Origin of the sequence: Flavobacterium weaverense, from assembly GCF_003688495.1 — a bacterium.
Classification (GTDB): domain Bacteria; phylum Bacteroidota; class Bacteroidia; order Flavobacteriales; family Flavobacteriaceae; genus Flavobacterium; species Flavobacterium weaverense.
Genome location: NZ_REFH01000008.1, coordinates 275,206 through 298,878, shown reverse-complemented (window position 1 = coordinate 298,878; position 23,673 = coordinate 275,206). Strand labels below are relative to the sequence as shown.

Sequence of the window (23,673 nt, the reverse complement as noted above, 5' to 3'; positions counted from 1 at the left end):
TTTATAATTACAAAGATACTTTTTATACTTTTATGGTTTAACAAAAACTGTAGAAGTTTAAAAGCAAAATTAAAATCATGCAAATTCATAATTTATCAGAAAATAATAGCATTCTAAATCATTTTTTAGGCCAAATAAGAAATGTCGATGTTCATAAAGACAGCATGCGTTTTAGAAGAAATATTGAGCGAATAGGTGAAATAATGGCGTATGAACTTAGCAAAGAATTAGCTTATCAAGACATCAATATTACGACTCCTCTAGGAACAAAAAGTACTACAGAAATTAAAGATCAAATCGTTTTGTGTTCGATTCTGAGAGCTGGTTTACCAATGCATCAAGGATTTCTAAATTATTTTGACAGCGCTGAAAATGGCTTTATTTCAGCTTTTAGACATCACCCAAACAACGATGATTATTTTGAAATAAGAGTAGAATATCAAGCTGTTGCAGACATAAATAATAAAAATGTGCTATTATTAGATCCAATGCTTGCTACTGGACAATCTATTGTTGCGGTTTTTAATAGATTATTAGAAAGAGGTACTCCAAAAGAAATTCATATTGCAGTTGTAATTGCAACACCAGAAGGAATTGCACGTCTTAAGGAGCAACTTCCTGACAATTGCCATCTTTGGATAGGAACATTAGATGATGGCTTAGATGCTAAAAATTATATCGTTCCAGGTCTGGGTGATGCCGGTGATTTAGCTTACGGAGTTAAATTATAACTGACTAAAAAAAGCAAACATACTACAAATAATAAGCGCATAAAGCACTAACTCTTGATTCAGCCTGATTTGAGGCATTTCAATATGACTCGTAGCCATTATGGCTAAAGGTGCAAAAGTGAAAATTAAAAGATCATTACTTTTTACCGGTGAAACTACATAAATTAGTACTCCAATGAAAAAAGAAGCGATGATTTTTTTATAAGAAGTATGTAAAAGCTGCGGTCTTCCTGATAATGTACTAAACATGGATACAAGAAAAAACAAAGCTATTGTAGCATAGATTGATAAGGCACCATTTTCATAATTATTTTTAAAATAACTAATCTCAAAATTCGTGTGAACACTGTTTCGTAAATATTCGATACCGTCCAGATTAAAAACTAAAGCAAAAATAATGTAGAAAATTACCACGATGAAAAAAGCGATAAAAGGTAATATCCAGTTTCTGTAATCCCTTGAAACATGGAAAATTATAGATATAAAAACTAAAATAATAAAGATTATACTCCAAAAATGAAATAATGCTGCTAAAAAAATCCATAATGAGGCATCAAATATTTTTTCTTTTGACGATTTTAATGATTGCAGCGAAATTAACCTTCGCAACGCTAATAGTATGAAAAAGTTAGATAGAATTAGATTCGTATTATTAAGTACCGAAGGAAAAAAAAGCAGAAATAAAAAATAGAAAAATATCGTAAAGGTGCTGTCCTTACTCAATCCATTTTTTTTAGTTACAAAATTTGCGATGAATATTGAAGCTATTAAAAGACAGAACATTCCTCCCTTTGTAAGTGCTGAAGGCAAGGAACTTAACCAAGATAAATCTTGCAATTGAAACATTAAAAAGAAAAACAGCATCAAAATCCCGACAAGTAAAAAATTTAATGGCGTAGATTTTCTAAAAACACTTGTTATCATAAGGATATTTTATACTTTTGTGTTCGTAAATATAATACTTGTTTAAAAAGTAAACTCTGAAAGTTAGTAAAGATTGCCAAAAGCAATAGTTTTCATCCGTTAGAGTTCACAAAACAACTACTAAAATTAATTTTATACATTATGAAAGCATTTTTCGAAGGAATAGAATACTTATTTGTGAATATTTTATTTGCTCCTCACGATTTTTTACGCTCTTTAGAGTTATCATCTTGGTTTGCTGCAAATACAATTAACTGGATTTTCATGATTATTTGTGCTGGTGCAATGGTATATTGGATCAAACAATTGAAAATTTTTGAAGATGCTGGTACTGAAAAACAAGATACTACCGCTCACTCTTTCTTTAAATAAAAATTAAGAAAAAAGTGAACGACATTTAGAAACTATTTTAAGTCGTTTCCAATATCTTTTCTAAAATACATCTTATCAAAATTTAGTTTATCTATATTTTGGTAAGATTTTTTTATGGCTTCTTCGAAATCATTTCCGTATGAAGTTATGGCTAATACTCTACCTCCATTAGAAACAACATTTCCGTTGTCTAATTTAGTTCCTGCGTGGAAAACTATAGAATCTTTAATAGTTTCTAATCCTGAAATTACTTTTCCTTTTTCAAAATCTTCAGGATAACCGCCAGATACAACCATTATAGTTGTAGCGCTTCTTTCATCAATTTCAAGTGTGATTTCATTGAGTTTTTCATTGGCTGTAGCCAAAAACAACTCCACTAAATCCGTTTTTAGTCTAGGAATAACTACTTCTGTTTCAGGATCACCCATCCTTACGTTATACTCAATAACGATAGGCTCATTATTTACATTGATCAATCCGATAAAAACAAAACCTTTGTACGGAATACCATCTTTTTGAAAACCGTCAATAGTTGGTTTTACGATGCGTGTTTCAATTTTTTCCATTAAAACAGCGTCAACGTAAGGAACTGGAGAAACAGCGCCCATTCCGCCTGTATTCAATCCTGTGTCGCCTTCTCCAATTCGTTTGTAATCTTTAGCAGTTGGTAAAATTTTATAATTTTTTCCATCCGTCAAAACAAAACAGCTCAGTTCGATTCCGTCAAGGAATTCCTCAATAACAACTTTAGAACTTGCAGCACCAAATTTTTGATGTACTAACATATTTCTAAGCTCTTCTTTGGCTTCTGCCAAGTCTTGAATAATTAAAACTCCTTTACCTGCTGCGAGTCCATCTGCTTTTAAAACATAAGGTGGCTGTAAAGTTTCTAGAAATTCACAACCCTTTTCTACAGTTTCAGCAGTAAAACTATCATAGGCTGCTGTTGGAATATTATGTTTAATTAAAAATTCTTTTGCAAATTCCTTGCTTCCTTCTAATTGCGCTCCTAATTTAGAAGGTCCGATTACTGGAATGTCTTTTAACTCTACATCATTTAGAAAGAAATCATAAATCCCTTTTACTAATGGATCTTCTGGACCCACTACAACCATTGTTACATTTTCTTTTATAACAAATGCTTTTATAGATTCAAAATCAGTTGGACTCAAAGCAACATTATTAGCTATAGCAGCAGTTCCTGCATTTCCAGGTGCTACAAAAAGTGTATCACAAAGCGGACTTTGAATCATTTTCCATGCAAAAGCATGTTCTCTTCCTCCTGAACCCAATAGTAAAATATTCATTTTGTGTGTAGTTTAGTTGTGTGTCTCCTTTTTTTAGGATGTTGCAAAAATAATTGCTTTTAAACTGAAAAAGTAATTAATTTTCAAAAATTTGTCACATGTTGTTCATTAGTTGTTAGTATATATTATTTTTGATAAAATATCATTTTAAAATGTTTCGAATTTTTGATTTATCGCTACTAATTAATGGCTTTCCTCTCAAGAAAGCTCAGAACGAGTTGGATAAAATTGTAGCGTTGAGTAATGAGGAATATTTTGAATTTATCGAAAATAAAAAACGAGAAATTGTCAATTATCATTTAGAAAACAATCCTTTTTATCAAGAATTAGTTGGTTCTAAATTATTTAATAATTGGAATGATTTACCTATTTTAAATAAAAAAAACTTACAAAAACCTCTTTTTGAACGTTTGTCAAAAGGTTACACTACAAAGAATATTTATGTGAACAAAACATCAGGATCCAGCGGAGAGCCTTTTATTTTTGCAAAAGATAAATATTGTCATGCATTAACGTGGTCTTCGATAGTTCATCGTTTTGCCATGCATGGTATTAATTTTAATAGTTCTTATCAAGCACGATTCTATGGCATTCCTTTGGATTTTATTGGAAATAAAAAAGAAAGATTGAAAGATTTCCTAAGCCGCCGCTATCGATTTCCAATTTTTGATTTATCTGATAAAGTTTTAGAAAAAATATTAATAAAATTTCAAAATAACCCATTTGATTACATTAATGGTTACACAAGTTCCATCGTTTTATTTGCTAAATATTTAGAAAAGAAAAATATTATTCTTACTGATATTTGTCCCACAATTAAAGTTTGCATCGTAACTTCTGAAATGCTATTTGCAGATGACAAAAAATTGATGGAGAAGCAATTTGGAATTCCCATTATCAACGAATACGGAGTATCAGAATTAGATTTAATAGCGTTTGAAAATCAAAATGGAGAGTGGCAAGTAAACGCTGAGACCTTATTTGTAGAAGTTTTAGATGAAAATAACAATCCTGTCCCAAATGGAATATCAGGTCGAATTGTGATAACTTCACTATTCAATAAAGCGCATCCATTTATACGATACGAAATTGGTGATACTGGAGTGCTAGACGAAAAAAGCACTTTAAAGAAGCCTATTTTAAAAACATTAGTTGGTCGTACAAATGATATTGCAATTTTACCAAGTGGCAAAATAACTCCTGGACTTACATTTTACTACATTACAAAAAGCATAATTGAAGATGATGGAAATGTTAAAGAATTCACTATCAAGCAAACTAAAATTGACTCGTTTGAAGTGGAATATGTTAGTGAGATGGAATTGAATGGAGAACAAATTCAAAAAATAAACATAGCGATCGAGTTGTATTTAGAATCTAATTTAAATTTCACATTTACTAGAAAGTTGACTTTAAACAGAAGCAATCGTGGAAAATTAAAGCAATTTAAATCGATGGTTTAATTATTGTATTTTATAAAACCTCTGATCATCCATTGAAGCATATAGTATGACGATTTAATGATATTTAGGTTTTCAATTTTTCGATAAAATTCCCACTGATATTTTAATAAATTAGCCTTATTTCTTGATAATGAATTTTCTCTTATGCGATAAATTGCTTTAGTTTCTTGGATACCATGTGCAAAGGGAATTTCTTTCAAATATTTAAGCCACAATCCCATGTCTTGTCTTTTTGCGATCTCAGGCATAGTTTTTTTTCCTAATACTTCTATATCAATGAAAGCAGTTAAACAACTAATAGAGTTCGTTTTTAAAATATCTGTATAAATTACTTTTTTTGGAACAATGAAATCTGAGTAAACAAATTTTAGACTTTCATTCGATCGTTTATAAGAAGAAAAAACGAAGTGTATTCCAGTCTGTGTAATAGTTTTAATACTGTTTTCTATAAAATCAGCAAACCATATATCATCAGCATCGATGAATGTTATATATTTCCCTTTAGCTTGATTAATTCCTATATTTCTAGCTTTTGCAGGACCAATATTTTTTTGAAGTGAAATAAATTGTATGCGAAGATCACTCTTCATTTCATTTTCAATAATAAATTTTGTCATATCATTTGATCCATCATCAACAATTATCAATTCCCAATTTTGATAGCTTTGATTTTGCACCGACTGAATCGTTTCTAAAATAAATTTTTCAGAATTGTAACAAGGAGTAATTATAGATACTAAGGGATTTTCCATTTTAATACGCTTTTTCATCACCTTTTAAAGTGTTGAATACAGTTACAAAAATGATCTTTATATCTAATAAAATAGACCAATTTTCAATATAAAATATATCATATTTAACCCTGTTAATAATATCGTCATCAGTTTCCACTTCACCACGATATCCTTTTGTTTGAGCTAATCCGGTTATGCCAGGTTTGACTAAGTGACGAACCATGAATTTATCCACTTTAGCAGCATAAATATTAGTGACGCTTACCATGTGCGGTCGCGGTCCAACGACAGACATGTCACCAAAAAATACATTAAAAAATTGCGGTAACTCATCTATACTTGTTTTGCGAATAAATTTTCCAATCTTAGTTATTCTAATATCATTTTTTGATGCTAATTCCATATCTGAAGTGTCGTTTAAGTCCATTGACCGGAACTTGTAGCAGTTGAAATTTTTATAATTTAAACCATTTCTTTTCTGTACAAAAAACAACGGCCCTTTAGACTCTAATTTAATAAGTATCGACATTATTGGCACCAGCCAAGACAATAAAAATACAATTATAACTGTCGAAAAAATAAGATCAAAAAGACGTTTGACAGCTTTATTAAAACGTTCTTCTTGTAAAATATTTCGCTGTGAAATAACTGGAATATAATCGTAAAATTCGAATTTGATATTAGATGAAAGCATTTGCTTTTCGCTTGGTATAAATTTTAATGTTTTCAAATTATTATCAGCAAAGTCAATAATATCAACCACCTGATTATCTGACAAATCGGCCATCGCGCAATAAATTTCATCAATTTTGTTCTCTAAAACAAAAGAAAGGCATTGATTTATGTTTTCCTTTTTATTTTCCTGCAATGAAAATACATTTTCTAAGAAATATCCATAATCTGGATTCTCAGTAAAAAAGTGTTTTAGCGGTTTGATGTTTTCATCATTTCCTAACAGTACTACTTTTCTATAATTTCCCCCGTATAAAACGCGAAAGCGTCTTAAAAAATAATATATAAAAAGTTTGACCAATACTATTAAAATGGTAGCTGTAAAGACAAATAATACTATCTTTTTTTGATTTCCAAATTCAGAGTAAAACAGTTCTAATGCGAGACAATACAAGCCAAATAAAACCGATTGTTTTACCGTTTTATTCAAAATACTAATAACTTTCGTGTACCGATAAACTTCGTAAAATCCTAAATAAATGGCACTTACAAACCATCCACAACTAATCAGTATTGAATATACCAATAAATTATTGTGAAATGGAAGCATATAAATAGACAGTGCATTGATGATACTTAAATCAATCAAATAAGAAAAAGGGCGAATATAGCCTGAATATCTTCCTGTTTTTGCAACCACTATTTTATATAACTTGAAAAATCTTTGTGTTCCTCTTTTAAAAGTTCTTCTTTAGACAACGATTTAAAATAATCATACGTAATTTTCATTCCTTCAGCACGTCCTATTTTAGCCTCCCAACCTAGTAACTCTTTAGCTTTAGAGATATCTGGCTGTCTTTGTAATGGATCATTTACAGGAAGTGGATGATAGACCACTTTTTGGTTTGTTCCTGTTAATTTAATTATTTCATCTGCAAAATCTTTTATGGTAATTTCATCTGGATTACCAATATTTACTGGAAAAACATAATCAGAATGTAGTAATCTAAAAATTCCTTCTACTTGATCATCTACATAACAAAAAGAACGCGTTTGCATTCCGTCGCCAAAAATTGTTAAATCTTCTCCACGAATCGCTTGACCTATAAATGCTGGAATAACTCGTCCATCATTGAGACGCATTCGAGGTCCGTAAGTATTAAAAATGCGAACAATTCTGGTCTCCACACCATGAAAAGTGTGATACGCCATAGTAATAGATTCTTGGAATCGCTTAGCTTCATCATAAACACCTCTTGGCCCTATCGTATTTACATTTCCGTAATATTCTTCGGTTTGTGGATGAACCAATGGATCTCCGTACACTTCAGAAGTAGATGCAATGAGAATTCTAGCATTTTTAACTCTAGCTAAACCTAAAAGATTATGAGTTCCTAATGAACCTACTTTTAGGGTTTGAATTGGTATTTTCAGGTAATCAATTGGACTTGCTGGCGAAGCAAAATGAAGAATATAATCTAAATCTCCTGGAACATGAACAAATTTTGTAATGTCATGATGATAAAATTCAAAATGCTCTAATTTGAAAAGATGCTCTATGTTTTTTAAGTCTCCCGTAATAAGATTATCCATACCTATGACAGCATAACCTTCTTTTATAAATCGGTCACAAAGATGAGAGCCTAAAAATCCTGCTGCTCCAGTAATAAGTATTCTTTTCATATTATTTGTAATTGTTCAAAACCAATTATGATCTGATTTTATAATTTATTTTACATTAAAAATTTGTTCTAAAATCTTAATCGTAATTAAATAAGTTGGTTTAACACCAGAAGTTCCTAATCCGCCAGAAGCTAACGTACTTCCAGTTTCTAATGGATTATCTGAGGCGTAATAGGCATATCTCACTTTAACATCATGAGGAACACTCTTTCTAATTTTTGATGCAGATTGAATCGCTTTTTGATAATAGGAACCTTCCATTTCCAGCCCAATAATTCCCCATGTTGACTCATGGAAAAATTTAAGTAAGTCTCTATTTTGTAATGATGTTCCAAGAACTGTGACCATTGGACCTGCAAAAACTGCAATATCATTTCCTTCAAACATTTCAGCTGTCAGCTGATTTTCGAAAAAATAATTATCAGCTGTTCCTTCATTTATGTGTGCATTCGGAATCATAATATCTCCTTTTCCACCTTCTAGAATTCCTGCTTTTCCCATTATAGAAACCGACTCAACGTTCATTAGGATATCTTTTTTATAGGGTTTCAATAACTCATCAATTGTTTCATAAGCTTGTTCTCCAAAAGCGTAATCCATAACTATTAAAACCGGTTTTTTATCACCTAAATCTGCGGAAGCAAAAGATGTTTTTGACCAATTAATTTTAGCGGTATCGAATATTTGAATATCAATATTAGTTCCTGAAGTATCTGGCAACGAAATCATTCCGTGCTTCAATGCGACAGCTGAAACTTCATCTCTTAAAACATCTGCTCCAGATTTACTTAATTCTTCATAGATAAAGAAATCTGATTTGTCTTTAAACTTAGTTTTTAAAACCGTAGTTGCAAAAATAGAATTCATTACGGAGTGCATATTCGCACTGATTACGTGAATTGGTCGATCTAAAAGCTGATTTTCTTCTAAAACTTTCTTAATGTTTGTAGCCCAAATTTCACCGTGAATGTGGTGACCTAAACGCTCTCTTAAAATAGGACTAAAAGTTATCGTTCTCTTATTATCATCAACAATTTCTTCAATGGCAAGTTTACCCAACCAAAAAATAACATGTAAAAATCGATCTGGTGCAGCAGTAGACCCAAAAGCATCATAAATATCTAATACCTCTTCAAATGTTCTACCCAAAATATTGGCTGCATGCGAAATCGCTTTCTCTTTTTCGACCAAAGTCAGTTTTTTCTTTTGAGAAACTGCCTGTTCCAACTTAAACCAATCACGAGAAACTTCACCTGCATCATCAAGTAGAACTCTATTTCTAATTTTATGCGATTCTATAAAAATAAAAGTCAAATGCGTTAAAATATCATAAATGTCAGAACGACCTCTAGTAATTTCAACATTCATTTGCTCCTCATCAATTCTATAGCAATTACGTCGCCTTTTGGGAGGGACAATAGCTTGAAAATGAGATTTAGAATACCCTTCCTCAGAAGTTAAGTTTATAAATCTGCATTCTTCGATTCCCACTGGAAGACGCTCGATTACATATAAAAGTCCATTCAATTCTACTTTTTCTTCTCCTATATTTCCATAAATTTCTGGACGTAATGCCAGTAATGCTTCTCTTAACGTATCACCAGAAATTCCCATTGGTTTATAAAAACCTCTGTTGAATAAATGACGCATTGTAATGTACATTTTTTCAATTGCTGCTGATGATTCTTGTGCTCTAGAACGAGATATATTTTTTGTTTCTTTCATATTATACTATTTATCTTTTATTCGAATATCGAATTGGCACAAGTTTCGAATGTATATTTTATCGAAATTTCAATATGCTCATTTCATTTTCTAATTTTTTTATAGCCTTCAAAGGTAAGGCATTTATTTACTTTTCAATAAATCAACAATCTTCCTATCATTAGAAAGTCTTGGGATTTTGTTTTGTCCTCCTAATTTGCCAATTGATTTCATATAATCTTGAAAACCATTTTTGACAACAGGAGTAACAACCAACTTTTGAAGCACTTTACCAACAATCAAATCGTCGTAATACATGTTTTGTTTTCGCATCGCATTATCTATCGCTTCCGCAAAAGTAGTGCTGTTCTCTGGTTCATTCTCAAATTCTACAAACCATTCATGGTAAGGTAAACCAGTAGCTGGCGAAATTTGAGGCGCAACAGTAAATTCGTTTATTCTAACAGCAGTTCCCTCAATGGCTTCTTGTAAGGCACTTTCCACTTCCTTTCCAATTACATGCTCTCCAAAAGCAGAAATATAATGTTTAATTCGGCCTGAAACGATGATTCTATAAGGTTTTAAACAAACAAATTGAACGGTATCACCAATGTTATATCCCCACAATCCTGCATTGGTTGAAATAATCAAAACATAATTGACATTTAATTCAACTTCGCCAATGGTATATCGTTTTGCATTTTCATTATGAAATTCGTCACTTTTTATAAATTCGTAGAAAATTCCAGCATTCAATAGCAGTAACATTCCTTTTTCTTTCTGAGAATCTTGATAAGCAAAAAATCCTTCTGAAGCTGGAAATAACTCTATACTATCTACTTTTCGACCTATTAAATTTTCAAATTTAGCGCGATACGGTTCATAATTGACACCGCCGTAAATAAACAAATTGAAATTTTTAAATATTTCGCCTACTGGTTTTCCTCCTTTTTCTTGTAAATTCTCAAAATACATTTGGACCCAAGAAGGAATCCCAGAAATCACAGACATATTTTCACTAAAAGTTTCTTCGACTATAGCGTTCACTTTAGTTTCCCAATCCTCAATGCAATTAGTTTCTAGTGATGGCATTCTATTTTTTTGAAGATATTTTGGAACAAAATGAGCTACAATACCAGACAAACGACCTAGTTTAATACCATTTTGTTCTTCGAGAATTGGGCTACCTTGTAAGAAAATCATTTTTCCATCTACAAAATCTGCATTTCCAGTTTCATAAATATAATGTAAGATGGCATTTCTAGCAGCTTCAATATGATAAGGCATCGATTCCTTAGTTAGTGGAATGTATTTTGCGCCAGATGTTGTACCAGAAGTTTTTGCAAAATATAAAGGTTTCCCTTTCCAAAGTACATTTTCAACGCCGTTTACAACCTTATCAACATAAGGTTTTAATCCTTCGTAATCTCTTACTGGAACATGTTTAGCAAAATCAGCAGTAGTTTTTATTTTTTCAAAATGATGATTGATACCAAATTGCGTATTCTTGGCTTCTCTTATCAAATTGAGAAAAACTTTTTTTTGAGTTTCAACTGGTTTAGTTGCCCAAGCTTGGGTTTTATTATATATTTTCTTGGCAAATATTTTTGCTGCAATAGATTTTATTGACATAGTTGTTTAATTTTGTCATCAAGACATAAAGGCACTTTTTTAATTTTTAGATTTTTTAGTAATTCTTTTTTTAGGCGCTACATCTTTATTAGGTTGAGCATCTTTTTCCTCTTTTAAAACGTCATTACGTAATTCTAGTTCTTCCTCTGAAGCTTTTAATTTCTCAGGGCTAACTATCTCTTCAGTAGAGGAAAGTATCGAATCTTTATTGAATTTCGCATAATCTAATTGTCCTGTGAGAACTTTTTTTATCGACAAAATGTAAGCTTCGTTTTTCTTTAAAGCAACAGTTAAAGAATCAGACTTTAGTGCTAACTCAGTAGCATCTTTTTTTAATTTTGTTGAAGAATACCCAGGAATAAATTCACGTAAAGGAGTAAAAGCAATTATAAAAGTAGTAATAGTTGTAATAATAATAGCTCCCAAGGTTGCTACTATAAATACGTTCATCAAAGTAAGTTTCAACGAAAAAGTTTCCTCAAATGTGTCTTCGTTTAAAATTATTAAACGTCTTTTATTGAATAAATTTTCTTTGATTTTGCGTCTTTTCAGTCTTTTTTTAGACATACCTTTTTATTATTAAACAAATATAACAATTAATGTGGTTTATTGTATTCTCAAGTATTGGTGTCACAGTAATGCAAGCATTTTTATTTTAATAAATTTTTAACGCTTTTGAAACCAAATAAATGCAGCAAAATAATATTCCGTTAGGTTATTCTATATACATTTGTACCTTATTCTAAAAAATAGAAAACATGAACTTTTTAACTATAACTTTAGGGATGTTGCCTGGTGGTTCAGAATGGATTTTAATTGTCGTTGTTGTTTTGCTACTTTTTGGAGGTAAAAAAATACCGGAATTAATGAAAGGTTTAGGTGGCGGAATTAAAGAATTCAAGAACGCTTCTAAAGAAGATCAGACAGTTGTCAAAAAAGAAGAAGAAACAAAAGAATAAATTTCTTTAATTTCAATATTAAAAAAGTCCAAATTACATCAGTTTATCTTATGTGATTTGGACTTTTTTTGGATTTATATAATCATAGTCAACTGAATTCTTTTTCTGTCTTCGTCCACTTCTGTCACTTTTACTTGAACATGTTGATGTAATTTAACTACTTCATTAACATCACTTACAAATCCAGCTTTTAGCTGTGAAATGTGAACCAATCCACTTTCTTTGACACCAATATCTACAAAGCAACCAAAATTGGTAATATTATTGACAATTCCAGGCAATATCATTCCTGATTGTACATCTTTTATCGATTGAACATTTGGATCAAATTCAAAGACTTTAGCAGATTTTCTAGGATCTAGTCCTGGTTTTTCTAATTCTTTGATAATGTCTTTTAAAGTTAATAAACCTATCTCAGACGTAATATAATTTTCTGGTTTGATTAACGCTGTTTTTTGTGGATTAGCTATTAAATCATTCACAGTTAATTTTAAATCCTTCGCCATTTTTTCAACAATTCCGTAAGCTTCTGGATGTACTGCTGAATTATCCAGTGGATTTTTAGCATTTGAAATTCTAATAAAAGCAACACCTTGTTGATATGCTTTTTCACCAAGTCTAGGGACTTTCTTGAGTTGCTTTCGATCAGTAAAAGGTCCATTATCAGATCGATATTGTACAATATTTTCTGCTAGCTTCTCTCCTATTCCACTCACGTAACTCAATAAATGTTTACTCGCGGTATTAATATTAATTCCAACAGAATTCACACAGCGAATTACAGTATTATCTAGCTCTTCCTTTAACTTACTTTGATCTACGTCATGTTGATATTGTCCCACGCCAATTGCTTTAGGATCTATTTTTACCAATTCAGCTAATGGATCTGATAGTCGTCTCCCTATAGAAACCGAACCACGAACCGTTACATCATAATTAGGAAATTCATCCCTCGCTATCTTCGATGCTGAATATACTGATGCTCCCGCTTCACTAACAATAAAAACTTGAACCGGTTTATCAAATGCAATTTTCTTTATAAAAAATTCTGTTTCGCGTGAAGCCGTTCCGTTTCCTATAGATATTGCATCAATTTTATAAGAATTAACCATTGAGCGAATCTTTTTCATCGCCATTACTTCCTCTTTTTGAGGTGCATGTGGATAAATTGTTTCATTGTACAGCAAATCGCCTTTTTCATCTAAACAAACAATTTTACAACCACTTCTAAAACCTGGATCAATTGCTAGAATTCGTTTCTCGCCTAATGGTGGTGCTAATAACAACTGCCCAAGATTATTAGCAAATACTTGAATAGAATTGGCATCAGCCTTAACTTTTGCCTCTTGTAAACTCTCGTTTGAAATGGCAGGATTAAGTAAGCGCTTAAAACTGTCTTCAATAGCAAGCTGAATATGAGAAGTTGAATTACTTTGCTTTTTTAAAACAATTTCATCAATTAAATCGTAAGCTTCTTCAGTATCAACTTCAATTTTCATTTTTACAAAACCTTCATTTTCAGCTCTAAGCATAGCTAATAAGCGATGAGGAGGAGTTTTAATTAAAGGCTCTGTCCATTCAAAATATTGATTAAATTTCTGAGCATTTTCATCGTCTTTTTTAGACTTTACAACCTTTGTAGTAATACTCGCTTTTCTTTGATATAATCGTCGTAATTGTTTACGAACATAAATATTTTCGTTAATCCATTCAGCAACTATATCGCGCGCGCCTTGTAGAGCAGCATCTTCATTTGCAACGTTTTTATTTAAGTACTTGGTAGAAATAAAATCTATATCATCATTACCTTGTGCCATTATAATTGTAGCCAAAGGTTCAAGACCGTATTCACGTGCGACATCTGCTCTTGTTTTTTTCTTCTTTTTAAATGGCAGATAAAAATCTTCTACTTCTTGCAAATCAAAACTATTTTCAATTTTTGATTTTAGTTCTGGACTTAATGCGTTTTGTTCTTCAATAGATTTTAAAATTGCTACTTTTCTTTTTACTATTGTTTCAAATTCCTTTTGGAACTTCGCTATATTTTCAATTTGAACTTCATCAAGATTTCCAGTTGTGTCTTTTCGATACCTAGAAATAAAAGGAATAGTACAATCTTCTGCTAATAATTGCACTGTTTTTTGAATGTTTATCGCAGCAGTCACAACGTACTTTGATATGAATTGGATGTTCGTCATTTTAAAATCTAATATTTTATATAATTGATATAGTATTTAAAGAAATCACCTCGCTAAAATAATATCTTTGAAAGTTAAATTGAGTTAAATGATTACTTTATTATTCTTATTCGTAGTTTTAAATTTAAGTGCCTTTGTGCTAATTGGATATGATAAATATTTAGCTAAGAATAGAAAACGCCGAATTTCAGAAAATACTCTTTTAATTTTAGTTGTTTTAGGAGGAACAATTGGTTCAGGAATCGCAATGCTTTTTTTTAGACATAAAACATCAAAAAAAAGTTATTTACTTCGCTTTTGGGCAATAGCTTTAATTCAAATTGTAGTAATGGTATTATATTTTTATTTTCTTAAAGAAGTACATATTTTTGAAAATTACAAATGATGATTTTTTAAAAAATTGTTCAATTATGTTTTACTCAAAAAAAGTGCATAAAAAAAAAGCTCAGTTTAAAACTAAGCTTTCTATATATTGATACATGATAAATTAATTTTTAGCAAGAAATTTTATCAACTCTTGTTTGATGTCTTCCACCTTCAAATTCTGTAGTTAGGAAAGTATCAACCATTTCTACTGCTTGTGCAATCGAAGTATAGCGCGCTGGAATACTAATAATGTTTGCATCATTGTGTTGACGTGCCAAAGCTGCAATCTCTTTAATCCAACATAAAGCTGCACGAACTTTTTGATGTTTGTTTGCAGTCATTGCAATTCCATTTCCACTTCCGCAAATGATAATTCCAAAATCAGCTTTACCTTCAGCAACATCTGTGGCAACAGGATGTCCAAAATCTGGATAATCAACACTAGCTGCTGAATCTGTTCCATAATTAGTTACCTCAAATCCTTTTGCTTGAAGCATTTCAACAATCGCTTTTTTGTATTCAGGTCCTGCGTGATCATTTCCTATCGAGATTTTCATACTATGTATTTTAAGTTGTGTGGTGCAAATTTAATTAAAGTATATCTATTATATGATATATAAATCACGCTTATTTAAATCAAAAAACACAACTAATTTTTTACTTCATAACTAACACATAACCATTAGTTTATGAGTTGTTAACAATTTAATAATATATATAATTAGCTGAAAATCAGTAGAGATTATAAAATAAAATTGTTAAAATTTTACATTGTTAATAGTAAAAGCTAATTGCCTGATATTCAGTTAACCTTAAATTAACATTTTATGTTGATAACTTGAGATAGAATATCAGAACTTTTTTAGGTCCATAAATAAAAAAAAACTAATCCAAAACGGGTATTGAAAATCCTAATTTAGTTTGCTGAATTTTTAGAATAGTTATCATTACTAAATAGTATGTTGTTAACAAAAAACGATAGTTGAAGTTATTTACAATTTGAATATTGAAACGGTTATCAACCATTGTTAACTAAAATTCAAAACTTTTTAAAAACTAGCACATTACTACAATATAACTATGTTGATAAGTCGCGATAACATCTTTTAACTTGACTTCAATACATTTTAAAATATATTTATTGCTACTATTAACAAGCTATAATAACAACCAAGAAAGATTTTAAATTTAATTTTTCTTTTTGTTTATATTAATATATGTTAACAACTTTCAAAAAATAAAACTTTCAAAAAAATAATATTCGAAGAATATAAAATTTAAACGATTTTCAAATTGTTATTTAGATTGTCTAACAACTGTTGCACTTTTTCATAATCGTTAGGATGTATTTTTAGTTTAATTCCTCCCAACGCATTTGAGTACATTGGCGCAAAAGAAGACATGATTTCATTTTCAAAAAAATAACTTATTCCTTCTTGTTCTAATAAATGCTTTAATACAACAATTTCATGTGAGTAATTAAATATTGCAACTGTTTTAAATTCTTCCATATTTTATTCTTTTTATAAAGATACAATTTATCTTCAAAGTTATATTTTCTTTAAATATGTCACCTCTTTAGCTATAACAGCTTAGTATTTTGTAATTTTAGACTTTTAAGAAAAGAATTTATGAGTAAAAGATTAAGAAAGCCGATAAAAAAAGGGAAAGATTTCTCTGATAAAATTATAAAAATATTATCGCAAAGTGCTAATAAAGCATTCAATTATAAACAAATAGGAGCAAAGCTCGAGTTAGACGATACAGAAAGCAGAAATCAAATTATTAAAGATTTGAAAATTCTAGCTGCCCAAAATAAAATTATTGAATCAGAACCAGGAAAGTATTTAATTAAGGCCGTAAGTAAGGATTATTACGAAGGTAAAATAGATATGACTGGTCGTAGAACGGCTTATTTTGTATGCGCTGATTTAGAGGAAGATGTATTTATTCCAACGAATAATCTAAATCATGCTTTAGACAAAGACATTGTAAAAGTTTATGTCTATAACAAAAGACAAGGTAAAAAACCAGAAGGCGAAGTTATTGAAGTTATAGAAAGACACAAAACTGATTTTGTAGGAGTAATTGATATTCAAGCGAATTTTGCTTTTGTATCTACTGCAAATCCAAAAATGTATACTGATATTTTTATTCCAAAGGATAAAATAGGAGAGGCAGAGCAAGGTGATGTAGTTCTGGTTCATATAGAAGATTGGCCTACTAAAGCCGATAGTCCTTTTGGTTCCGTAATCAAAGTGCTTGGAAAACCTGGTGAACATGACACTGAAATTCATGCTATTCTTGCTGAATATGGTTTACCATCAGAATTTCCCATTGAAGTGGAGACATTTGCACAAAAAATTGATACTACAATAACAGAAACTGAAATTGCAAAACGTCGCGACATGCGCGATACATTAACCTTTACAATAGATCCAAAAGATGCTAAGGATTTTGATGATGCGTTATCATTTAAAAAATTAGATAATGGAAATTACGAAATTGGTATTCATATTGCCGATGTTTCGTATTACTTGCAAGAAGGTACAATACTCGATGATGAAGCCTATCAAAGAGCTACTTCTGTTTATTTAGTAGATAGAGTAGTACCAATGCTACCAGAAGTACTATCGAATTTTGCTTGTTCTTTACGTCCAAATGAAGAGAAATATACTTTTTCTGCTGTTTTTGAAATCAACGAAAATTCTCAAGTGATGGATCAGTGGTTTGGAAGAACAGTTATTCATTCGAACCAAAGATTTTCATATGAGGAGGCTCAGTACATCATTGAGACTAAAGACGACGTAATTCCAGAGGAAATTTCCATTACTGGAGCTTCTTATAAAGTTTCAGAAGAAATTGTCTCAGCGACGCTTAAATTAGATGAGCTTGCTAAAATTTTACGTAAAAAGAGGATGGCTGAAGGTGCAATTACTTTTGATAAAGTAGAAGTGAAGTTCAACTTAGATGAAAATGGAGAACCTCAAGGCGTTTATTTTAAAGTTTCAAAAGATGCAAATCATCTTATTGAAGAATTTATGCTTCTAGCTAATAGGAAAGTAGCAGAATTCATTGGTAAACAAAAGAAAACTTTTATTTATAGGATTCATGATGAACCTAACGAAGATAAATTAATAGCGATGCAAACCGTTATAGCGAAGTTTGGTTATAAAATTGATTTCCGTAATAAAGGTGATATTTCTAAGTCATTAAATGCGTTGATGGAGCAGGTAAATGGTAAAAAAGAGCAAAATCTTATTGACACACTTGCCATTAGAAGTATGAGTAAAGCTAAATATTCTACAGATAACATAGGACATTATGGTTTAGCATTTGATTATTATTCTCATTTTACTTCGCCTATACGTCGTTATCCAGATATTATGGTACACAGATTGCTACAGCATTATTTAGATGGCGGAAAATCTGTGGATGAAGACACTTATGAAACAAAGTGTTTACACTCGTCAACTATGGAAGGTTTAGCGACAAATGCAGAACGTGATTCTATCAAATACATGCAAGTTAAATACATGCAAGATCATCAAGATGAAGAATTCTTGGGTGTTATTTCTGGTGTTACTGAATGGGGTATTTATGTCGAAATTATCGAAAATAAATGCGAAGGAATGTGTAGAATTAGAGATATCAAAGATGATTATTACACATTTGATGAAAAACAATATGCATTAAAAGGTGAGACTTCCGGTAAATTATTGCAATTAGGAGATGAAATTTACGTTAAAGTAAAAAATGCTGATTTAGTTAAAAAACAATTGGATTTTAATTTCTTAAGAAGAGTTGAAGAACCATTAAAATAGAAAAATGAAAAAAGTAGTTATTATTGCATTTGTATTGTTAGCTCAGTTTACAAATGCACAAGTTAATAGAAATTTAGGAGATTTTGATAAAGTAAAAGTCTTTGATAAAATCAAAGTTATTTTAATTTCATCTGACGAAAATAAATTAACAATCACTGGCGCGCGCGCCTCAGAAGTGGAAACTTTAAATAAGAACGGTGATTTAAAAATTAGAATGCCCTTTCCTAAATTGCTATCTGGTAACGATATACTTGTAAAATTATACTTTAAAAACATTGAAAGTATTGGTGTTAGCGAAGGAAGTTATATTTCTAGTGAAGATGATTTTAAGCAAACTAGTATTGAATTGAACGCAAAATCTGGGGGAGAAATTAATATTGATCTTGACGTAGATAAAGTGATTGTGAAAGCTAATGCTGGAGGAATTATTTCTATATCTGGAAAAGCTACAAATCAGAACGTAACCATAACATCAGGTGGTATTTTAAATGCAAGAGATTTAAAGACCTCTCAAACAACTATTACTGTTGCTGCTGGAGGAGAATCAGAAGTAAATGCTAGTACTTTAGTCGATGCAAAAGTAAAAGCTGGAGGTTCAATTTATATCTATGGTAAACCAAAACAGATAAATCAAGAAGTCTTTATTGGTGGAACTATTACAGAAAAAAATTAGTATTTTACCAAAAATTTATTGGTAATTAATTTCGAATTTTAATGATAAACGATATTTTAGCAGGTATTCCTTGGGGAATATTCTTAAGTTTTATGATAGGGCCTGTTTTCTTTATCTTACTAGAAACTAGTATAATAAAAGGATTTAGAGCAGCCTTAGTTTTTGATTTAGGTGTCATTTTAGGAGATATAGTTTTTATTGCAATTGCTTATTTAGGAAGTTTTAGATTGATTCAAAGTTTGAAAGATCAACCCGCACTTTTTATTTTTGGAGGAGTTTTAATGTTAGCTTATGGTATAATTTCATTCATTCAACTAAAGAAAGAACAGAAGATTAATACCGATTTAATTGACAAAGAAATTATAAAAAAGAACTACGGAAGTTTATTTGTAAAAGGTTTCTTTTTGAATATAATTAATATTGGAGTTCTTGGTTTTTGGTTAGCAGTAATTATCTCAGTAGGACCTAAGCTAGAAATGCAAACATCCAGAATGTTTACCTTTTTTATAACTGTTATTTTATCCTATTTAGCTGTTGATTGTATTAAGATATTATTAGCTAAGCAGTTAAAAAATAAGTTAACACCAATTAATATATTAAAAATTAAAAAAGGAATAAGCATAGTTTTGATGGTTTTTGGAACGGTTTTGATTACTCAAGGTTGGTTCCCAAAAGAAAAAGAAATGGTAAAACATGCCTTTGATAAAATAGATAAATAAGATTTTTTAAAAGTGTATAATTCACATAATCCTAACTCTGAATTTCAATTCAGAGTTAGGATTTTTTATGTTTTTAATTGGATAGGATACTTTTTACTTATTTATTGCAGATGTTATACGACTATTATTTTTTCTATTCCATTTGTCACGCTGGAAGCGTCTCAGCAAGTTTGAGTATTAGAAAAATGATGCTTATAGCGTAATAATGTTTGTAATGTATAATATACTGTAATTTATAAGTTTACAAAGTGAATTTTATTAAATTCTCAGTGTTTAGAGAACTCATTCTATTTGTCACGATGGAAGCGTCTCAACAAATTTGCGCAAGGTAGTAATGATGCTTGCAGCATGACAATGTTGGTACTAGTAATTGTACTTTTACAATCTAAAAATCCGCTTCATACGATTATAATTATTTCTATTGCATTTGTTACGCTGGAAGAGTTTAAACAGAATTGAGAAAAGTAGTAAGGATGTTTCCAGCATGACAATTTTTGGTACTGGAAGTTGTATTTTTAAAATGGAAAATCCGCTTTTTACGATTATTATTGTTTCTATTCCATTGATCATGCTGGAAGCGTCTCAACTAGTTTGAGCAACGTAATAGGGATGCTTGCAGCATGACAATGTTGGTACTGAAAATTGTAGTTTTAAAATCTAAAATGCGCTTGATAAGATTATTATTGTTTCCATTCTATTTGTCACGTTGTAAGCGTCTCAACACATCTGCGCAAGGTAGTAGGGATGCTTCCAGCATGAAATTGTTGGTCCTTAAAAAAGCAATAAAAAAGAAGAAATTATAATTATTTTCCATAAAAAAACCTCCAAGTTTCCTTGAAGGTTTTTGAGACATCGTCCGTCCCTGCGCTTCGGGAGAAGTGGTATATACTTTTTTTTATTATTTTCCATAAAAAAACCTCCAAGTTTCCTTGAAGGTTTTTGAGGCATCGTCCGGATTCGAACCGGAGTAGGAGCTTTTGCAGAGCCCAGCCTAGCCACTCGGCCACGACGCCTTATTTGATTGGATGGCAAAAGTACTTAAAAACTTTAAGTTTTGAAAATTAAACCCTTGAAAATTTAAATTTATTTCGGAATCTTTAAAAAGTAATTTAAATATTATGATCTGTACTCTTCCATTTCAATTGTAACCGCTTCAACATCACCTCCTATAGGTGGATTCAATTTTGAAACTGCTACAATTATTCTCGAAACTTCTGGTATTTCATTAAATATTCTAGTAATAATGCGGTGTGCAACATGTTCTAATAAATCAGAGCGAATTGCCATTTCCTCAACAACAATGCTATTTAAAAGAACATAATCTACAGTATCTTTTAAATTGTCAGTAAGAGATGATTTTCTTAAATCAGTTTTAATCTCTAAATTGACAATATAATCAGAACCTATTTTACCTTCTTCGATCAAGCAACCATGATAAGAATATGTTCTAATATTTTTTAATTTTATAGTTCCCATTTTGTGTTTTCTATTTTTTATCTTTGCTAAAATTAAGAAAAATTATGTCAACCGAAGAAAAATCACTCCATTTTATAGAACAAATCATTGAGGACAGTTTAGCCAATGGTTTTCCTCAAGATAAATTACGTTTTCGTTTTCCGCCAGAACCAAATGGATATTTACATATTGGACATGCGAAATCGATTTGTTTGAACTTTGGTTTAGGACTAAAATATAATGCACCGGTAAATCTTCGTTTTGATGACACTAATCCTGCTAAAGAAGAACAGGAATATGTTGACGCAATTAAAGAAGACTTAAAGTGGCTTGGCTTTGAATGGACAGAAGAATTATATTCTTCTGATTATTTTCAGCAGTTATATGATTGGGCTGTAGGGATGATTAAAAATGGCAAAGCATATGTTGATAGTCAATCTTCTGAAGATATGGCTATTCAAAAAGGAACTCCAACACAAGCAGGTGTAAATGGTCCGTTCAGAAATAGATCTATCGAGGAAAATTTGACATTATTTGAAGCGATGAAAAATGGTGATTATCCAGAAGGGAGTCATGTTTTGCGTGCTAAAATTGATATGAAATCAACTAATATGTTGATGCGCGATCCTTTAATGTATCGCATTTTGCATCGTCATCATCATAGAACGGGATATGAATGGAACATATACCCAATGTATGATTATGCACACGGTGAAGGAGATTATATGGAACAGATTTCACATTCGATTTGTACTTTAGAATTTGTGATGCATCGTGAACTTTATAATTGGTTTCTAGACCAGATTTATGATGAGAGTAGAGTTAGGCCACACCAGTATGAATTTGCGCGTTTAAACCTGAATTACACTGTAATGAGTAAACGTAAATTATTACAATTAGTTCAAGAAAAAATCGTAAACGGTTGGGATGATCCTAGAATGCCTACAATTTCAGGATTAAGAAGAAGAGGCTATACCGCTACTTCTATTAGAAAGTTTTGTGATATTATTGGCGTAGCCAAAAGAGAAAATGTTATTGATTTTTCACTTTTAGAGTTTTGTTTGCGTGAAGATTTAAATAAAACAGCACCAAGAGTAATGGCGGTTTTAGATCCTATTAAATTAGTAATTACTAATTATCCTGATGATAAAGAGGAGTGGTTAGAAGCTGAAAGCAATCAGGAAGATGAAAGTGCTGGCTTTAGGCAAGTTCCTTTTTCGAAAGAATTATATATTGAAAGGGAAGACTTTTTAGAAGAAGCGCCTGCTAAATTTTTCCGTCTAAGTTTAGGAAAAGAAGTTAGACTCAAAAATGCTTATATTATTAAAGGTGAAAGCGTGGTAAAAGATGCTGCTGGAAATATTACTGAAATTCATGTTAGTTATGATGAAGACAGTAGGAGTGGTAGTGGGAGTGAAGCAAGTAAAAGAAAAGTGGCTGGAACATTACATTGGGTTACTATAAAACATGCTATAGAGGCTGAAATTCGTCTTTATGATCGACTGTTTATAGATGAGGCTCCTGACAGTCATAAAGAGAAGAATTTCTTAGAATTTATGAATCCAAATTCATTGCAAATCATCAAAGGATTTGTAGAACCAAGTCTAGCAACTCCAAAAGCAGGAGAGAAATTTCAATTTCAGAGATTAGGTTATTTTAATGTCGATAATGATACTACCGAGGATAAAATTGTCTTTAATAAAACGGTTGGTTTAAAAGACGCTTGGGAAGAAAAAGGTAAAAAAGAGGAAAATTTATTGATGAATACGCAAAAGGAAATCAATAAATATGTGAAAGAAAAAGACGAAAGCAATGCAAGTTTAATATTAAATTCAATAATTGAAAATATAAAGAGTATTGATAATTACAGTTTGATTATTCAAACAATTATAAAAAATATCAAGAACGATAACAATGCGTTACTTTTCTCTAATTTGATTTTGCATCATTCTGATAAAGTTAAAGTAAAAGATATTGAGGAAGAGTCATTGACAAAATTATATACGATGTCGTTGAAAAGTCAATTAGCTGCCGTAAGAATTTTGGCAATTGAAAATTTGCAAGTAGATTTAAATAATTTCAGTCTTCTAGAAAATCAATTACAAGATTTGAAAAAAAATGAAAAAAATGAAAAAGTGTTGCAATTATTGACACATTTAAAATTGTAAAGAATATTTTATTACTAATTACAATATTTATTAAAAGCTCTCAATTTGAGAGCTTTTTTCTATTATAATAAATAGTTATATTTATTAAG

The 23,673-nt window shown here is 30.6% G+C and carries 21 protein-coding genes and 1 tRNA gene; 9 read left to right on the top strand and 13 right to left on the bottom strand.

Features of this window, described 5'->3' with window-relative positions; genetic code table 11:
• The first annotated feature begins 77 nt into the window (after positions 1 to 77).
• Complete coding sequence (upp, locus tag BC961_RS04900; protein ID WP_121924744.1) at positions 78 to 731, top strand: uracil phosphoribosyltransferase; 654 nt, start codon at positions 78 to 80, stop codon at positions 729 to 731.
• Here the strand turns inward: upp and BC961_RS04895 are convergent.
• The gene (locus BC961_RS04895; RefSeq protein ID WP_121924743.1) at positions 726 to 1,655 is read right to left on the bottom strand and encodes a DUF6427 family protein; all 930 of its coding nucleotides are present in this window, start codon (positions 1,653 to 1,655) and stop codon (positions 726 to 728) included. The genes upp and BC961_RS04895 overlap by 6 nt on opposite strands.
• 141 nt (positions 1,656 to 1,796) lie before the next feature.
• On the opposite strand from BC961_RS04895, the gene BC961_RS04890 reads away from it, so the two are divergent.
• Positions 1,797 to 2,027 carry a DUF6341 family protein gene (locus tag BC961_RS04890; RefSeq protein ID WP_121924742.1) on the top strand — a complete coding sequence of 77 codons (231 nt, stop codon included), beginning with the start codon at positions 1,797 to 1,799 and terminating at the stop codon, positions 2,025 to 2,027.
• A 32-nt stretch (positions 2,028 to 2,059) separates the two neighbouring features.
• Here the strand turns inward: BC961_RS04890 and purD are convergent, their stop codons facing one another.
• On the bottom strand, positions 2,060 to 3,334 hold the full coding sequence (purD, locus tag BC961_RS04885) for a phosphoribosylamine--glycine ligase (RefSeq protein ID WP_121924741.1): 1,275 nt from the start codon (positions 3,332 to 3,334) through the stop codon (positions 2,060 to 2,062).
• Between the two features lie 152 nt (positions 3,335 to 3,486).
• Between purD and BC961_RS04880 the strand changes: the two genes are divergently transcribed.
• Complete coding sequence (locus tag BC961_RS04880) at positions 3,487 to 4,797, top strand: phenylacetate--CoA ligase family protein (protein WP_121924740.1); 1,311 nt, start codon at positions 3,487 to 3,489, stop codon at positions 4,795 to 4,797.
• Here the strand turns inward: BC961_RS04880 and BC961_RS04875 are convergent.
• From BC961_RS04875 to BC961_RS04850, 6 genes are all read right to left on the bottom strand, one after another.
• The gene (locus tag BC961_RS04875; RefSeq protein ID WP_121925095.1) at positions 4,794 to 5,549 is read right to left on the bottom strand and encodes a glycosyltransferase family 2 protein; all 756 of its coding nucleotides are present in this window, start codon (positions 5,547 to 5,549) and stop codon (positions 4,794 to 4,796) included. The two genes, BC961_RS04880 and BC961_RS04875, sit on opposite strands and share 4 nt — an antisense overlap.
• Position 5,550: 1 nt before the next feature.
• Positions 5,551 to 6,903, bottom strand: a complete 1,353-nt coding sequence (locus BC961_RS04870; RefSeq protein ID WP_121924739.1) for an exopolysaccharide biosynthesis polyprenyl glycosylphosphotransferase — start codon at positions 6,901 to 6,903, stop codon at positions 5,551 to 5,553.
• Positions 6,903 to 7,886: a UDP-glucuronic acid decarboxylase family protein gene (locus tag BC961_RS04865; protein WP_121924738.1), complete on the bottom strand. Its 984-nt coding sequence runs from the start codon at positions 7,884 to 7,886 to the stop codon at positions 6,903 to 6,905. Before BC961_RS04865 ends, BC961_RS04870 begins: the two co-directional genes overlap by 1 nt.
• A gap of 45 nt (positions 7,887 to 7,931) precedes the next feature.
• Positions 7,932 to 9,611 carry a DUF6909 family protein gene (locus BC961_RS04860; RefSeq protein ID WP_121924737.1) on the bottom strand — a complete coding sequence of 560 codons (1,680 nt, stop codon included), beginning with the start codon at positions 9,609 to 9,611 and terminating at the stop codon, positions 7,932 to 7,934.
• A gap of 123 nt (positions 9,612 to 9,734) precedes the next feature.
• Positions 9,735 to 11,222, bottom strand: a complete 1,488-nt coding sequence (locus tag BC961_RS04855; RefSeq protein ID WP_121924736.1) for a GH3 family domain-containing protein — start codon at positions 11,220 to 11,222, stop codon at positions 9,735 to 9,737.
• Between the two features lie 39 nt (positions 11,223 to 11,261).
• Positions 11,262 to 11,789, bottom strand: coding sequence for a peptidase (locus tag BC961_RS04850; RefSeq protein ID WP_121924735.1), 528 nt, complete (start codon positions 11,787 to 11,789; stop codon positions 11,262 to 11,264).
• A gap of 191 nt (positions 11,790 to 11,980) precedes the next feature.
• Between BC961_RS04850 and tatA the strand changes: the two genes are divergently transcribed.
• Positions 11,981 to 12,181: a twin-arginine translocase TatA/TatE family subunit gene (tatA, locus tag BC961_RS04845; RefSeq protein WP_121924734.1), complete on the top strand. Its 201-nt coding sequence runs from the start codon at positions 11,981 to 11,983 to the stop codon at positions 12,179 to 12,181.
• 74 nt (positions 12,182 to 12,255) lie between these two features.
• Here tatA and BC961_RS04840 read toward each other — a convergent pair whose 3' ends face one another.
• On the bottom strand, positions 12,256 to 14,379 hold the full coding sequence (locus BC961_RS04840; RefSeq protein ID WP_121924733.1) for a Tex family protein: 2,124 nt from the start codon (positions 14,377 to 14,379) through the stop codon (positions 12,256 to 12,258).
• Positions 14,380 to 14,467: 88 nt separating this feature from the next.
• Here BC961_RS04840 and BC961_RS04835 point away from each other — a divergent pair, with 88 nt between their 5' ends.
• Entirely contained in the window at positions 14,468 to 14,764 is a 297-nt protein-coding gene (locus BC961_RS04835; protein ID WP_121924732.1) for a DUF1294 domain-containing protein, read from the top strand.
• A gap of 109 nt (positions 14,765 to 14,873) precedes the next feature.
• Here BC961_RS04835 and rpiB read toward each other — a convergent pair whose 3' ends face one another.
• Together rpiB and BC961_RS04825 are read right to left on the bottom strand one after the other, a co-directional pair.
• The gene (gene rpiB / locus BC961_RS04830; RefSeq protein ID WP_121924731.1) at positions 14,874 to 15,302 is read right to left on the bottom strand and encodes a ribose 5-phosphate isomerase B; all 429 of its coding nucleotides are present in this window, start codon (positions 15,300 to 15,302) and stop codon (positions 14,874 to 14,876) included.
• Positions 15,303 to 16,022: 720 nt separating this feature from the next.
• Positions 16,023 to 16,256 carry a putative signal transducing protein gene (locus BC961_RS04825; RefSeq protein ID WP_121924730.1) on the bottom strand — a complete coding sequence of 78 codons (234 nt, stop codon included), beginning with the start codon at positions 16,254 to 16,256 and terminating at the stop codon, positions 16,023 to 16,025.
• 120 nt (positions 16,257 to 16,376) lie between these two features.
• Between BC961_RS04825 and rnr the strand changes: the two genes are divergently transcribed.
• Genes rnr through BC961_RS04810 form a run of 3 tightly spaced genes read left to right on the top strand, consistent with a single transcriptional unit; the run spans position 16,377 to position 19,961 of the window.
• Positions 16,377 to 18,569 (top strand): ribonuclease R, encoded by a 2,193-nt coding sequence (gene rnr, locus BC961_RS04820; RefSeq protein WP_121924729.1) that lies wholly within the window; start codon positions 16,377 to 16,379, stop codon positions 18,567 to 18,569.
• A gap of 4 nt (positions 18,570 to 18,573) precedes the next feature.
• Entirely contained in the window at positions 18,574 to 19,242 is a 669-nt protein-coding gene (locus BC961_RS04815) for a head GIN domain-containing protein (protein ID WP_121924728.1), read from the top strand.
• A 41-nt stretch (positions 19,243 to 19,283) separates the two neighbouring features.
• The gene (locus BC961_RS04810) at positions 19,284 to 19,961 is read left to right on the top strand and encodes a LysE family translocator (protein ID WP_121924727.1); all 678 of its coding nucleotides are present in this window, start codon (positions 19,284 to 19,286) and stop codon (positions 19,959 to 19,961) included.
• A gap of 942 nt (positions 19,962 to 20,903) precedes the next feature.
• Here BC961_RS04810 and BC961_RS04805 read toward each other — a convergent pair.
• Positions 20,904 to 20,974: transfer RNA gene (locus tag BC961_RS04805), tRNA-Cys, on the bottom strand.
• 103 nt (positions 20,975 to 21,077) lie between these two features.
• Positions 21,078 to 21,437, bottom strand: coding sequence for a dihydroneopterin aldolase (folB, locus tag BC961_RS04800; RefSeq protein ID WP_121924726.1), 360 nt, complete (start codon positions 21,435 to 21,437; stop codon positions 21,078 to 21,080).
• A 44-nt stretch (positions 21,438 to 21,481) separates the two neighbouring features.
• Here folB and BC961_RS04795 point away from each other — a divergent pair, with 44 nt between their 5' ends.
• On the top strand, positions 21,482 to 23,584 hold the full coding sequence (locus BC961_RS04795) for a glutamine--tRNA ligase/YqeY domain fusion protein (protein WP_121924725.1): 2,103 nt from the start codon (positions 21,482 to 21,484) through the stop codon (positions 23,582 to 23,584).
• Positions 23,585 to 23,673 lie beyond the last annotated feature (89 nt).